Source organism: Pseudonocardia sp. EC080619-01 (assembly GCF_001420995.1).
GTDB lineage: Bacteria > Actinomycetota > Actinomycetes > Mycobacteriales > Pseudonocardiaceae > Pseudonocardia.
The window spans coordinates 3916333-3929192 of sequence record NZ_CP012184.1 but is presented as its reverse complement, the minus strand read 5'-3'; the positions used below and the strand labels follow the sequence as shown (position 1 = coordinate 3929192).

Below are 12860 nucleotides of genomic sequence, written 5' to 3'. Positions count from 1 at the left end.
GCACGGCCGGAGTGGGCACCCGCACAGGACGCGCGTACGGGTTGCGGGTTCAGCGCAGCGGTGCGGGCGTGAGGTCCGGCAGCGGCTGCGCAGGGAGCTGCGGGCCGGCCGGCAGCTCGGTCATCCGGAGCGTGTCCGGCGCGAACGGCGCGGTTCCGGGGACGAGGTCCACCTTCCCGATCCGGCCGTACTCGGCCGCGTAGTCCAGGGCCTGCGCGATGTCGGCGACGCCGTTGGCCGCGGTCGGCAGCAGCAGGCTGGACAGCACACCGAAGGCCTTGCCCTCGGAGTCGAGGTAGCCCGAGCCCGAGTCGCCCGGCACCCCCGGCGGTGCGGTGACGACGACGTGCGTGCGCGGCCCCTCCGGCCTGCCCAGGCTGATCCCCTGCTTGTCCGGCGTCGCCGCCAGCTGGTTCGGCTGGTGGCTGTAGACGGTCTCGCCGTTGCGGGTGCCGTCGGTGTCGAGGGCCACGGGGCCGCCGAAGCCGGGCACCGTCGGGTCGGCGACCGCCGCGGCCTCCGGGCTCAGCTCGATCAGCGCGAAGTCGTTGTAGCCACAGGCCGCCCGGTCGGTCTCGCCGCGCGCCTGCATCGCCGCCCAGGAGTTGTAGGCGACGGTGCCGCTGTAGGTGCGGCCGTCACGACCGGTGATGCCGACCTCCGTGCCCTCCGGCATGACCGGTTCGACGCAGCCGTCCACCGAGCCCGTCGACTCGGCGGTACCCGTGCAGTGCGCGGCCGTGCCGAGGTAGAGCTTCCCGGCCGGGGACGACTGGTGCTCGGCGCCGTCGCCGTCGCGGTGCCCGTCCTGGCCGCCCGCTCCGGTGAACAGGAAGTTCGCCGTGCAGAGCTCCGCGCCGTCGCCGAGTGGCGTGACGATCTGCACGCCGGGCCCGATCGGGGCGGGCCCCGGCTGGGCGAGCGCGGTGCCACCGGGGACGGTGAGGACCGCGACGGCCGACAGGCCGGCCGCGGCGCAGATCCCGGCGATCCGCCGTGCGAGACGGCGGGGCAGCTGCGACATGACACTCCTCGGACGGCGGGCCGGTGGGCGCGGGACCGCACCCCGTCGCGGCCCCAACGAGGGCGGGCCGGACGCCGTCACGCCCCGGACGGGTGGGCGGGCGCCACGACCGGGCGAAACCCGCACCCCGCAGCCCACGCCCGGGGAGCGGCGCGCGGCCCGGCGCACGACTAGCGTCACCGGGTGTGAGCTCCGAAGCCGACCCGTACGGCCGCGTCCTGCTCCTGCGGCACGGTGAGACCGAGTGGTCGCGGACCGGGAAGCACACCGGCCGCACCGACATCCCGCTCACCGGTGCCGGGCGGGCCGCCGCCCGCAGCGTCCGGGACGCGCTGACCCTGGTCCGCCACGACGACCCGCCCGCCCGCGTCCTCTGCTCCCCGCGCACACGCGCGCGGGACACCGCCGAGCTCGCCGGGCTGGCCGTCGACGCCGTCGACGAGCGACTGTCCGAGTGGGACTACGGCGACGGCGAGGGCCTCACCACCCCGCAGATCCGCGAGACGCTGCCCGGCTGGACCGTGTGGGACGGCCCGTGGCCCGGCGGCGAGACCGCGGGCGACGTGTCCGCCCGCGCCGACTCCGTGCTGGCCGACGCCCGCGCGCTGCTCGGGGGCGGTGACGTCGTCCTGGTCGGGCACGGCCACTTCTCCCGGGTGCTCACCGCCCGGTGGATCGGGCAGCCGGCGAGCGGCGGCGTCCACTTCCGGATGGACCCGGCCGGGGTCACCGTCCTCGGGTTCGAGCGCGGGGTCCCGCGCCTCGACCACCTCAACCAGCGGCCCACCGGGACGTCGTCGTGAACGCCGTGCGCCCGGCCGGCCCGGCCGACGTCCCGGCGATGGTCCGGCTCGTGCACGAGCTGGCCGACTACGAGAAGGCCGCCGACGAGTGCGGTCTCACCGACGACCAGCTGCACGCGGCGCTGTTCGGCGCCGAGCCCGTCGCGTGGGCGCACGTCGCGACCACCGGCGACGGCGAGGTGGTCGGGATCGCGATCTGGTTCCGGACCTTCTCCACCTGGGAGGGCGTCGCCGGGATGCACCTGGAGGACCTCTACGTCTCGCCCGCGCACCGGGGCGGCGGCCACGGCGTGCGGCTGCTCGCCGCGCTGGCCGCCGAGTGCGCGGACCGCGGGTGGGCCCGGCTGGAGTGGAACGTGCTCGACTGGAACACCCCGGCGATCGGCTTCTACCGGTCGATCGGGGCCGGGCCGAACGACGGCTGGACCACCTACCGGCTCACCGGCGGCCCGCTGGCCGCGCTCGCGTCGCGCGCCGCTCAGTCCGGGTAGTCCTCCCCCATCGACCACCGCCGGGTCTGCTCGCTGATCAGCATCAGGAACGTGAACAGCACGAACAGCCCGCAGACGATCCCCCACAGCAGCTGCCGGCTGGGACCGAGGACGTAGTAGATGACCGGGAACAGCAGCAGCTGGACGACGATCGCCGGCGTCCGGCAGCCGTGCACCCCGCGGAACAGGCCGTACCCGATCCCCGCGACGGCCCCCGCCATCAGCAGGAAGATCCCCGCCTCGGCCAGTCCGTAGTAGCCGCGGGCGTCACCGGCACCGATCGCCCGGACGGCCAGCACCACCGACACGACGACCCCGGCCAGGCCCTGCACCCCCACCAGGACCCCGGAGACCCGCACGTTCTCCGGCACCGCGGTGCGCCCACCGGCACCCTTCCCCTGTTCCTCGGCCACGGTGTCGAGGATAGGGATCGGGCCGGTCGATACAGTCGGCCCCGTGCGCGCGATGCTCGTGGTCAACCCCCAGGCCACGTCCACCACCGCCGCCGGACGGGATGTGCTGACCAAGGCACTCGCCAGCGAGCTCAAGCTCGAGGTGCTGCAGACCCGGTACCGGGGGCACGCCGCGGAGGCGACCGCGGCGGCCGTCGCCGACGGCGTCGAGCTCGTCGTCGCCCTCGGCGGCGACGGCACGGTGAACGAGGTCGTCAACGGCCTGCTCGCCGCGCAGACCGGCACCGGGACCGGCGCCCCGCGCCCGGACCCGGACGCCACGGCGATGCTGGCGGTGGTCCCCGGCGGCTCGGCGAACGTCTTCGCCAGGGCACTGGAGCTGCCCCGCGACCCGGTGGACGCGACCGGTCACGTGCTGCAGGCGCTGGCGCAGCGGCGCAGGCGCCTGGTCGGTCTCGGGCACGCCGACGACCGCTGGTTCACCTTCAACGCCGGCATCGGCTGGGACGCCGACGTCGTCGCCGCGGTCGAGCGGGCCAGGGCGCAGGGCCACGAGGCCAGCCCCGGCCGCTACGCGATGACCGCCCTCGCGCAGTACGTCGCGCAGCTGCGCCGGCCGCCGTCGATGACGGTCGACATCCCCGGTGCCGCGCCGCTGGAGGGCGTGAAGCTGGCGTTCGTCTCCAACACGGACCCGTGGACCTACCTGTCGGGGCGCGCGGTGCGGACGAACCCGCGCTCGTCGTTCGGCAGCGGGCTCGGGTTGTTCGCGCTCACCGGTCTCGGGCCGCGGACGATCGCGGCCACGCTGCGCCAGATACTGGCCGCGGACGGTGACCCGCACGGCCGCCACATCGTCCGGCACGACGCCGTCCCGCAGGTCCGGATCACCTCCGACCGGCCGCTGGCGCTGCAGCTCGACGGCGACCACCTCGGCATGCGCACCGACGTGGAGTTCCTGAGCGTGGCCGGAGCGTTACGCGTCGTCGTGTGAGACGGGCGGTTCGTCGCGCCCCGTGCGGGCCCTCTCACACGCCGGAGTGAGCAACCCCGCCATTCACCGATGTCAGCGGACCGCCGATCCCGTTGGGGCTTACACCAGCCCAAACCGGTGATCCAAGGTGGTCCCTACGCAAGCGAGGGATCCACGGGCAGCGCGGCTCGTGGCGGTCCGGGTCGCGAGGCCCGGATCAGCAAGGATCCGGTCCTGCAAGGTGTCCGGCCCTACACAGCATTCGGGTAGCCGAATGTGTGTGGGACAGGGACACTTGTTGTCGGAACCGGGCCCGGACTCCCGAGGTCCCGGGCACTGGTCTGTCGTGTGCGAGCGGCTATGAGGCCGCTCACGCATCCGACGGGCAGTTTCCCATTGAGGACGCACGGAGCTCGTGAAAGTATTCACAAGCTTCGAAACACGCACGTAACAGACACGACGATCGGCGCGACCCCCGATCGCGCACCAGAGGAGAAGGCAATCATGGACTGGCGTCACGACGCGATCTGCCGCGACGAGGACCCGGAGCTGTTCTTCCCGGTAGGCACCAGCGGCCCCGCCCTGATGCAGATCGCGGAGGCGAAGAGCGTGTGCCGGCGTTGCCCGGTCACCGAGTCGTGCCTGCAGTGGGCCCTCGAGTCCGGCCAGGACGCGGGTGTCTGGGGCGGCATGAGCGAGGACGAGCGGCGCGCCCTGAAGCGGCGCAGCACGCGTCCCCGCGCGCACACCGCCTGAGCAACACCCGCCTGAGCAACACGCTCGACAGCGCAATAGCTCCCCGACCTCGGGCCCGTAGCCGGACGCCACCGGCAACGGGCCCGAGGTGTGTTCGGGGTGATCTGCCACCCCGAGTGACTCGTCCACCACGGCGCCGGCGCGACCACGGCACCGGGATCAACGGTCACGCGACGAGCGTATCCGGTGCCCTCGTGGTGCCCACTGACGCCCCGGGTCACCCGCAGTGACGGTTGCGGTCACCCGCCGCACCGGACCGACCGCCCGGGGACGGCGAGCGGTCCGGGCGTTGCGTCAGGACCCGCCGAGCGGCACGCGGATCAGCGCCACCGTGCCGCCGCCGTCGCGGTCGGAGACGGTGATGGTGGCCTCCAGCTCCGAGCTCAGCAGCGTGCGCACGATCTGCAGGCCCAGCCCCTTGGACTTCTCGAAGTCGAACTCGGGCGGCATGCCGTGGCCGTCGTCGGCGACCGACACCTCGAGGCGGCCCGCGGACCGCTGCGGACTCACCACCACCTCCCCCGCGATGCCGGGGTCGTAGGCGTGCGCCAGCGCGTTGTGCACCAGCTCGGCCAGCACCAGCACCAGCGGGGTGGCCTTCGCGGCGGGCAGCGCACCGAACCCGGCGTCCACCCGGACCCTGGCCCGGGACTCGGTCGTCGCGCCGTCCCGGATCGCCGGCAGGACCTTCGGCAGCAGCTCGTCGAGCTCGACGGTCTCGGCGACCGAGTACGCCAGCGCCTCGTGCACCAGCGCGATCGAGGTGACCCGGCGGACCGCCTCCTCCAGCGCCCGGCCGGCCTCCGGGTACTCGCTGCGCCGGCCCTGCAGCCGCAGCAGCGCCGCGACCGTCTGCAGGTTGTTCTTCACCCGGTGATGGATCTCCCGGATCGTGGCGTCCTTCGACATCAGCGCCGCGTCCCGGCGCCGCAGGTCGGTGACGTCCCGGACCAGCACCAGCGCGCCGGCCGCGTCGCCGCGCGGGCGCAGGGGCAGCGCCCGGACGAGCATCGTCGCCCGCCGCCCCTTGACCTCCATGCGGCTCGACGGGGTGCCCGCCAGCGCGTCGCAGATCCGGCCCGCGACGTCCTTGGCGTCGAACGGGTCGAGCACGAGCGCCTTCGTGACGGCGGCGAGATCGGCCCCGGCGACGTCGCTGGCGTGGCCCATCCGGTGGTAGGCCGAGAGCGCGTTGGGGCTGGCGTAGGCCACGTTGCCGTGCACGTCGAGGCGGACCAGGCCGTCACCGGCGCGCGGGCTGCCCTCGGCGCTGCCGGGCGGGCCGGACTGCGGCGGGAAGGTGCCGTCGACGATCATCTGGCACAGGTCCGAGGCGCTGCCCAGGTAGGCGATCTCCAGCGGGGACGGGACCCGGGGCGTCGCGAGGTTCGTGTCCCGGGACAGCACGGCCACGGTGCGGCCGTGGTGGCGGACCGGGATGGTCTCGCGGCGGACCGGCACCTCCAGGTGCCAGCGTGGGTCGTCGTCGCGGCAGATCCGGCCCTCCAGGACCGCCCGGCGCAGCTGACCGACCTCGACGGTCGCCGCCCGGCGCCCGACGACGTCGTCCGGGTGCGCGGTGGGTGCCGTGGTCGGGCGGGCCTGGGCGACGCAGAGGAACTGCGCGGTCGACGCCCGCGACGTCGTGCCGTCCTCCGCGACCGCGTTCAGGTCGTCCAGCGGCACCCACAACAGGAAGTCCGCGAACGACATGTCGGCGAGCAGCTGCCACTCACCGACCACCCGTTGCAGGTGGTCGGCGGTCTCGCCGCCCATCGTCGTGTGCTCGGCGAGCAGCTCGCTCAGCGTGGTCACGGTCGCCCATCCCACCACATGCGAGAATCAGGGTTCCCCCGCGGCGGGTTCCGCCGCACGTGTTGATCCGGTGGAAGGAGGGCGATCATGTCCAAGCGCGCCCGTAAGCGTCGCGACCGCTCCAAGAACAAGGCGAACCACGGCAAGAAGCCGAACACCTGAGTCGCCACGCGAGACGACGAAGGGCGGGCACCCCACCGGGGTGCCCGCCCTTCGTGCGTGAGAGGGGGTCGCTCAGCCCTCGGAGCGGTACTCCGTACGCCGCCGCGCGACCGACACGCTGGTGCCCTCCGGCCCGCTCTCCACGGTCACCTGGGCCTGCTCCAGCACCGCCGAGCGGATCTGGGTCCGCAGCCGGTCCTTCAGCGACTCCGGCGCCGCCTCGCCACCGCACTTGCGGGCGAGCAGGGCCTTGAGCTTCTCGTCGATGCCGTACTCGGCCAGGCAGGGCGCGCACTCGTCGAGGTGCTGCTGCAGGAGCTGCCGCCGGTTCTGGTCGCACTCCCGGTCGAGGAACATCCACACCTCGGCCAGCACCTCACCGCAGTCGGCCCCACCGCCGGAGAGCATCGGATTGCGCTCGAGCGGGGTGTCCTTCTCGGCGCTCACGACGCCGTCACCTCCTCGTCGCTCCCGCGGACGATGCCGCGGTCGCGCGCCACATCGGTCAGCATCTCGCGCATCTGACGCCGGCCACGGTGCAGCCGGGACATCACGGTCCCGATCGGGGTGCCCATGATCTCGGCGATCTCCTTGTAGGCGAACCCCTCGACGTCGGCCAGGTAGACCGCGATCCGGAAGTCCTCAGGGAGCCCCTGCAGGGCCTCCTTGACGTCGCTGTCGGGCAGCGCGTCGAGGGCCTCCACCTCGGCGGACCGCAGCCCGGTCGACGTGTGCTCACCGGCCTGCGCGAGCTGGTAGTCGGTGATCTCGTCGGTCGGCGACTGCAGCGGCTGGCGCTGCCGCTTCCGGTAACCGTTGATGTAGGTGTTGGTCAGGATCCGGTACAGCCAGGCCTTCAGGTTCGTGCCACGGCGGAACGACCCGAAGGCGGAGTAGGCCTTCAGGAAGGTCTCCTGGACGAGGTCCTCGGCGTCGGCCGGGTTCCGGGTCATCCGCAGTGCAGCCCCGTAGAGCTGGTCGAGCATCGGCATCGCGTCCCGCTCGAAGCGTGCGGTGCGTTCCTCGACGGACTCGTCCTCGGGCGCCCGGTTGCCGTCCTCGTCGGCGGTGCCGACCTCGGCCGGTTCCGTGGCGTCGAGGGCGGCCTCACCGGTGGTACGGAACTCTTCGGTCCCGGACTGCTCCGGCTGTGGTGACAACGGTCCCCTCTCCAGTGACACGAGCCGCGCACCGGTGCGGGTCACCGGCACTGCGGACCCGTCGGAGAGTACGCGTCCACGCCGGGTCCGGCCGGACCGCGGCGACTCCATCACTGCTGTGCTCACGCCCGGAACAACGGTGCGGCCCGGGCCGGCATTCCCGTAGGTTGCCCGCGGCGGGAGGACCCTCCCGCGGCGCGACGGGCGGGGGACGGCGGCGATGGCGGGCAAGGGCACTCCGGCGACGGCGCTGCTGGCGAAGCGGAAGGTGCCGCACGAGGTGCACACCTACACCCACCAGGACGCGGGCGGCGCCGGGTACGGCGAGGAGGCCGTGCGGGAGATGGGCCAGGACCCGCGACGGGTGTTCAAGACGCTCGTCGCACTGGTCGACGGCGTCATGACCGTCGCGATCGTGCCCGTCGCCGCGCAGCTCGACCTCAAGGCGCTGGCCGCCGCGGCGGGCGGCAAGAAGGCCGTCCTCGCCGACGTCGCCGACGCCGAGCGGGCCACCGGCTACGTGGCGGGCGGGATCTCCCCGCTCGGCCAGCGCAGGCGGCTGCCCACCGTCGTCGACGACTCGGCCCGGGAGCACCCGACGGTGTTCTGCTCGGGCGGGCGCCGCGGCCTGGAGATCGAGCTGGCCCCGGACGACCTCGTCGCCCTGACCGGCGCCGTCGTGGCCCCGATCGCCGCAGGTTGAGTAGGGTCGTGATCGCCGAAGGCGTCGAAAGCGGTTACCGGGGGGCAGCGAATGGACAGGCCGGCGTGGGCACCTGACGAGGTCGACATCACCCGGCCGAGCGTCGCCCGGGTGTACGACTACTACCTGGGCGGATCGCACAACTTCGACGCGGACCGCAGGTTCGCCGACCAGGTGCTCGCCGCGATGCCGGAGATGGCGACCGTCGCCCAGGCCAACCGCTCGTTCCTGCGGCGGGTGGTGCGGTACCTCTGCTCCCAGGGTGTGACCCAGTTCCTCGACCTGGGTTCCGGGATCCCGACCGCGGGCAACGTGCACGAGCTCGCCGCCGCGGAGTGCCCTGACCCGCGGGTGCTCTACGTCGACAACGACCCGATCGCGGTCGTGCACAGCCGGGCGCTGCTCGAGGGCGACCACCGCACCGAGGTGCTGGCCGCCGACCTCACCGAGCCGGTACGCATCCTCGACGACCCGCTGACCCGCTCGCACCTGGACTTCTCGCAGCCGATCGCGGTGCTGCTGGTGTCGGTGCTGCACTTCGTCCCCGACGCACTGGGGCCGGCGGGCATCGTCCGGACCTTCGTCGACGCGACCGCGCCGGGGAGCCACGTGGTGGTCACCCATGCGAGCGACGAGGGCGGCCATTCGGGTGCGAACCAGGCGCAGAGGGTCTACAACCGCGATCAGTCGCCGAATCCGATGCGGATGCGGAGCACCGAGGAGCTGCGCGCCCTGTTCGGCGACCTGGAACTGCTGGAACCGGGAGTGGTGCGGATACCGCTGTGGCGGCCGGAGTCCCCGGTCGGGCCGGAGGCACAACGCTATCCGGGCCTGGCCGCGGTGGCCCGGCGCTGAGCGGCCCGTACCCGGCGGACGCGGAGGAGACGGCGTGGGCGAACCCGTACCGGCGGACGCCGGTGGGCGGCACGACGCGAGCGTCGGCCAGCTGACCGACGCCTGGGTGGCGGCGATCCACGCCCGCGGCTTCGTCTCGGCGGGCCGGGCCGAGCTGTACGAGCTCCTGTCCGGGGCCGCCTGGTGGACCACCGCCGTCGTCGACGGCCGGGCCGAGACCGACATGGCGGCCGACGTCGGCGCCGAGCTGGTCGCGGCGCACCTGACCGACCCCGCTGCGCTGCGCTGCTCGCTCGACGTCCTGTCGTCGCACTTCGCCGACCGGACCACCGACCCGGCCCGGCTGCGGCGGTTCACCGCGGCGGTCGGGGCGATGTCGGCCGGGTACGCCCGGACGCTGCAGCAGCGCACACGCACCGAGCAGGACCGGATCAGCACGGCCGCGTTCGCGGCCCGCAGCGCGGCGGAGAACGCCCGCTGGCGTTCGGAGGCCCGCTACGGCGCGGTCTTCGAGAACACCGCGCTCGGCATCAGCGTGGCCGACGCCGACGGGACCATCCTCGAGGCGAACCGGGCGCTGGCCGGCATGCTCGGCTACCCCCCGGGCGAGCTGGTGGGCCGCTCGGTGTTCGAGTTCATCCACCCCGAGGACACCCCCGAGATGTGGCCGCAGATCCAGGCCATGCTCGGCGGCCGGGTGGGGCACGTCCGGATGGAGAAGTCGTACTTCCGGAAGGACGGCGAGCAGGTCTGGACCCAGCTCGTCGTGTCCCTGATCCGCGACCCGGACGGCACACCGCGCCACCTGGTCGCGATGATCGAGGACGTCACCGAGCGGCACCGGCTGCAGTCCCGGCTGCAGCACCAGGCCGAGCACGACCCGCTCACCGGGCTGCCGAACCGCGCGCTGTTCTTCCACCGGCTGACCGCCGCCCTGGACGCCGGGCCGGACTCCCGGGTCGGCGTCTGCTACCTCGACCTGGACGGGTTCAAGGCCGTCAACGACACCCTCGGCCAGGACGCGGGGGACCAGCTCCTCTCCGCCGTCGCGCAGCGGCTGCACGACGAGCTCGGGGTGGACGGGCACACCGTCGCCCGGATGGGCGGCGACGAGTTCGTGGTGCTCGTCGAGGCGTGCACGGGCACCGCCCAGCTGAACGCGGTCGCGGAGCGGGCGCTGGACGTCGTCCGGCGGCCGGTGGCGCTGCGCGGCCGGGAGGTCGTGGTCTCGGCCAGCATCGGCATCGTCGTGTGGCCGGTGCCGCACGACGACGATCCCGGCGGACCGCAGGACACCGGGGACACCGGGGAGGCCCGGCAGAGCGGTGCGGCGGAGCTGATGCAGGCCGCCGACACCACCATGTACTGGGCGAAGCGCGACGGCCGGGACCGCATCGCGGTGTTCGACCAGGCCCGGCACCGCCACGACGTCCACCTGTTCGAGCTCGCCGGACGGATGCCCGGCGCGCTGGACCGCGGCGAGTTCGACCTCGAGTACCAGCCGCTGGTGTCGTTCTCCGACGGCCGGGTGGCGGGCGTCGAGGCGCTGGCGCGCTGGCGGACCGCCGACGGCGACCGGCTGGGCCCGGACGTGTTCATCCCGCTCGCCGAGCAGACCGGGCTCATCGTCCCGCTCGGCCTGCACCTGCTGCACCGGGCCTGCTCCGACGCGCGGGCCTGGGTGGACGCCGACCCGTCACGTGAGTTCGTGCTGAGCGTCAACGTCGCCGGACGCCAGCTGCGCCAGCCCGACGCGGTCCAGCGGATCGCCGGGGTGCTGGAGCGCACCGGGTGGCCGGCGCACGCGCTGCAGCTGGAGCTCACCGAGAGCGACCTGATGTCGGCGAGCGGCCGCCCGGTCGCCGCGCTGCAGGAGCTGTCCCGGCTCGGCGTGCGGATCGCGATCGACGACTTCGGCACCGGCTACTCGAACCTCGTCTACCTGCACCGGCTGCCGGTCGACGTGCTGAAGCTGGCCGGGTCGTTCGTGTCCGCACAGGACCCGCAGGCCGCCGACGCCACGCGCGAGGTCGACAGCCCGGTCATCCTCTCGGCGATGATCGATCTCGCGCACAGCCTGGGGCTGCGCGTCGTCGCCGAGTCGGTGGAGACCGACGGGCAGGCGGCGCACCTGCGCTCGCTGGGCTGCGACGTCGGTCAGGGCTGGTTCATGGCGCCGCCGCTGCCTGCGCGCGAGGTCGAGCAGATGCTGGACCGGCGGGTCAGCTTCGGGGACGGGCGTCGCCCGGCCGGGTGAACCCGGTCAGCCATTCCCCGACGGCGCTGCGCAGCTCGGCGTGCTGCTTCTTCAGCCCGTGGTCGCCGTCGAGCAGCACGACGCGGCGGTCCGGGCCGGGATCCGGGACGCCGAACCGGTCGGAGCGGCCCTGCACGACCAGCACCGGGACGCCGGCACCGTCGAGCTCGGGCAGCCGGGTCCGCTCCGGACGCCCGGGCGGGTGCAGCGGGAACGCCAGGCACAGGACGCCCGCGGCGCCGGTCGCGGCGGCGGTGCGGCAGGCGACCCGGGCCCCGGAGCTGCGCCCGCCCTGCAGGAGCGGGAGGTCGCCGTCCTTCCGCACGGCGGCCGCGACGGCGAGCCAGGCCTCGTCGAGGTGCCCGGCCGGGGCCGGTGCGCGCCGCCCCGCGACCCGGTAGGGCTGCTCGACCAGCCCGACGTCGCACCCGGCGGCGGTCGCCGCGGCGGTCGCGGCGACCAGGTCGGGGGCGCCGATCCCGCCGCCGGCGCCGTGCCCGAGCAGGAGCAGCGCGCGGGCGGGCCCCGACGTCGACGGGTGCCACGTGACCCGGGCCGGGCCGCGCGGGGTGTCGATCCCGGTCCCCGTCTCCTCGCCGGTCACGAGAGCAGGTCGAGCTGGATCGGCTCGCGCACCTCGTCGTCGGGGATGCGGTCCAGCAGCTCGGGGCCGTTGTTGCGGACGTTGTTGACCTGCGCGGACACCGGCCGGATCTCGCAGGTGGACACCAGCTCCGGGGTCGGCGGGACGAGCAGCCGGGACACCCGCTCGTCGCCCGACCCGGTGTCGGGGTCCAGCCAGTCGGTCCAGTCGCCGGGCCGCAGGACCAGCGGCATCCGGTCGTGCACCTGGGCGAGCGGCCCGACCGCCTCGGTGGTGAGGACGCAGGCGGTGACGAGGCCGTCGGGGTACTTCTCGGCGAGCTCGCCGTCCTTCGGGCGCCAGAACTCCCAGATCCCGGCCATCGCCATCGTGGAGCCGTCGGCGTAGTGCGTGAAGTACGGCTGCTTCTGCGGCTTGCCGGTGCCGCCCTCGCTCTTCGGCACGGCGGCGGAGCGCTGCCACTCGTACCAGCCGTCCATCGGGAACAGGCACCGTCGCGACGCCGCCGCGCGCCGGAACGCGGGCTTCTCGGTGATCGTCTCCGAGCGGGCGTTCACCATCCGCGCCCCGGCCGAGGGGTCCTTCGACCAGAACGGCACCAGGCCCCAGCGCACGGTGCGCAGGGACCGCTCGGTGACGGTGGGGTCGGCCTCGCCGTCGTCGTCGCGGGGGTGCCGCTCGACCACGACGGTGATGTCCTTGGTCGGTGCGACGTTGTAGTCGGCGCGCTGCGACGTCTCGGCCGTGGCGTCGACGGCGTGGAACTCGTCGGCCAGGTCGGCGGGGGCCTTCGTGGAGGCGTAACGGCCGCACATGCGCCCCATCCTGGCACGTGGGAGAAGAT

At 73.9% G+C, this 12860-nt stretch carries 15 protein-coding genes; 8 read left to right on the top strand and 7 right to left on the bottom strand.

Features of this window, described 5'->3' with window-relative positions:
* Nucleotides 1-49: 49 nt before the first annotated feature.
* Nucleotides 50-1024, bottom strand: coding sequence for a trypsin-like peptidase domain-containing protein (locus tag AD017_RS18435; RefSeq protein WP_060574939.1), 975 nt, complete (start codon nucleotides 1022-1024; stop codon nucleotides 50-52).
* A 185-nt stretch (nucleotides 1025-1209) separates the two neighbouring features.
* Between AD017_RS18435 and AD017_RS18430 the strand changes: the two genes are divergently transcribed.
* Both AD017_RS18430 and AD017_RS18425 read left to right on the top strand, forming a co-directional pair.
* The gene (locus AD017_RS18430) at nucleotides 1210-1827 is read left to right on the top strand and encodes an acid phosphatase (protein ID WP_010225816.1); all 618 of its coding nucleotides are present in this window, start codon (nucleotides 1210-1212) and stop codon (nucleotides 1825-1827) included.
* Nucleotides 1824-2318 (top strand): GNAT family N-acetyltransferase, encoded by a 495-nt coding sequence (locus AD017_RS18425; RefSeq protein WP_227012775.1) that lies wholly within the window; start codon nucleotides 1824-1826, stop codon nucleotides 2316-2318. Before AD017_RS18430 ends, AD017_RS18425 begins: the two co-directional genes overlap by 4 nt.
* On the opposite strand, the gene AD017_RS18420 is transcribed toward AD017_RS18425, so the two are convergent.
* Nucleotides 2306-2731, bottom strand: a complete 426-nt coding sequence (locus AD017_RS18420; protein WP_060574938.1) for a hypothetical protein — start codon at nucleotides 2729-2731, stop codon at nucleotides 2306-2308. The genes AD017_RS18425 and AD017_RS18420 overlap by 13 nt on opposite strands.
* Before the next feature lie 43 nt (nucleotides 2732-2774).
* Here AD017_RS18420 and AD017_RS18415 point away from each other — a divergent pair, with 43 nt between their 5' ends.
* Nucleotides 2775-3725: a diacylglycerol kinase family protein gene (locus AD017_RS18415; RefSeq protein ID WP_010225813.1), complete on the top strand. Its 951-nt coding sequence runs from the start codon at nucleotides 2775-2777 to the stop codon at nucleotides 3723-3725.
* Between the two features lie 483 nt (nucleotides 3726-4208).
* Nucleotides 4209-4460, top strand: a complete 252-nt coding sequence (locus AD017_RS18410) for a WhiB family transcriptional regulator (RefSeq protein WP_010225812.1) — start codon at nucleotides 4209-4211, stop codon at nucleotides 4458-4460.
* Nucleotides 4461-4754: 294 nt separating this feature from the next.
* On the opposite strand, the gene AD017_RS18405 is transcribed toward AD017_RS18410, so the two are convergent.
* Nucleotides 4755-6275: a sensor histidine kinase gene (locus AD017_RS18405; RefSeq protein ID WP_060576461.1), complete on the bottom strand. Its 1521-nt coding sequence runs from the start codon at nucleotides 6273-6275 to the stop codon at nucleotides 4755-4757.
* 87 nt (nucleotides 6276-6362) lie between these two features.
* On the opposite strand from AD017_RS18405, the gene AD017_RS37445 reads away from it, so the two are divergent.
* Nucleotides 6363-6437 (top strand): 50S ribosomal protein bL37, encoded by a 75-nt coding sequence (locus tag AD017_RS37445; protein ID WP_369821693.1) that lies wholly within the window; start codon nucleotides 6363-6365, stop codon nucleotides 6435-6437.
* Nucleotides 6438-6509: 72 nt separating this feature from the next.
* On the opposite strand, the gene rsrA is transcribed toward AD017_RS37445, so the two are convergent.
* A complete protein-coding gene (gene rsrA, locus AD017_RS18400; protein ID WP_010225810.1) occupies nucleotides 6510-6884 on the bottom strand; it encodes a mycothiol system anti-sigma-R factor in 375 nt (124 codons plus the stop codon).
* A complete protein-coding gene (locus AD017_RS18395) occupies nucleotides 6881-7642 on the bottom strand; it encodes a sigma-70 family RNA polymerase sigma factor (RefSeq protein WP_369821692.1) in 762 nt (253 codons plus the stop codon). The genes rsrA and AD017_RS18395 overlap by 4 nt, the downstream gene beginning before the upstream one ends.
* Before the next feature lie 175 nt (nucleotides 7643-7817).
* On the opposite strand from AD017_RS18395, the gene ybaK reads away from it, so the two are divergent.
* The 3 genes from ybaK to AD017_RS18380 are packed head-to-tail and all read left to right on the top strand — an operon-like array spanning nucleotide 7818 to nucleotide 11412.
* Entirely contained in the window at nucleotides 7818-8300 is a 483-nt protein-coding gene (ybaK, locus tag AD017_RS18390) for a Cys-tRNA(Pro) deacylase (protein WP_060574937.1), read from the top strand.
* A 51-nt stretch (nucleotides 8301-8351) separates the two neighbouring features.
* The gene (locus AD017_RS18385) at nucleotides 8352-9155 is read left to right on the top strand and encodes an SAM-dependent methyltransferase (protein WP_060574936.1); all 804 of its coding nucleotides are present in this window, start codon (nucleotides 8352-8354) and stop codon (nucleotides 9153-9155) included.
* Between the two features lie 34 nt (nucleotides 9156-9189).
* A complete protein-coding gene (locus tag AD017_RS18380; RefSeq protein WP_060574935.1) occupies nucleotides 9190-11412 on the top strand; it encodes a bifunctional diguanylate cyclase/phosphodiesterase in 2223 nt (740 codons plus the stop codon).
* Here AD017_RS18380 and AD017_RS18375 read toward each other — a convergent pair.
* Nucleotides 11378-12016, bottom strand: coding sequence for an alpha/beta family hydrolase (locus tag AD017_RS18375; protein WP_060574934.1), 639 nt, complete (start codon nucleotides 12014-12016; stop codon nucleotides 11378-11380). The genes AD017_RS18380 and AD017_RS18375 overlap by 35 nt on opposite strands.
* A complete protein-coding gene (locus AD017_RS18370) occupies nucleotides 12013-12831 on the bottom strand; it encodes an SOS response-associated peptidase (protein WP_010241525.1) in 819 nt (272 codons plus the stop codon). The genes AD017_RS18375 and AD017_RS18370 overlap by 4 nt, the downstream gene beginning before the upstream one ends.
* Nucleotides 12832-12860 lie beyond the last annotated feature (29 nt).

Bases quoted from the DNA above. Each gene is read 5' to 3' on its own strand.
- AD017_RS18410 (WP_010225812.1), top strand. From the start codon at position 4,209: ATGGACTGGCGTCACGACGCGATCTGCCGCGACGAGGACCCGGAGCTG.
- ybaK (WP_060574937.1), top strand. From the start codon at position 7,818: ATGGCGGGCAAGGGCACTCCGGCGACGGCGCTGCTGGCGAAGCGGAAG.
- AD017_RS18370 (WP_010241525.1), bottom strand. From the start codon at position 12,831: ATGTGCGGCCGTTACGCCTCCACGAAGGCCCCCGCCGACCTGGCCGAC.
- AD017_RS18385 (WP_060574936.1), top strand. From the start codon at position 8,352: ATGGACAGGCCGGCGTGGGCACCTGACGAGGTCGACATCACCCGGCCG.
- AD017_RS18435 (WP_060574939.1), bottom strand. From the start codon at position 1,024: ATGTCGCAGCTGCCCCGCCGTCTCGCACGGCGGATCGCCGGGATCTGC.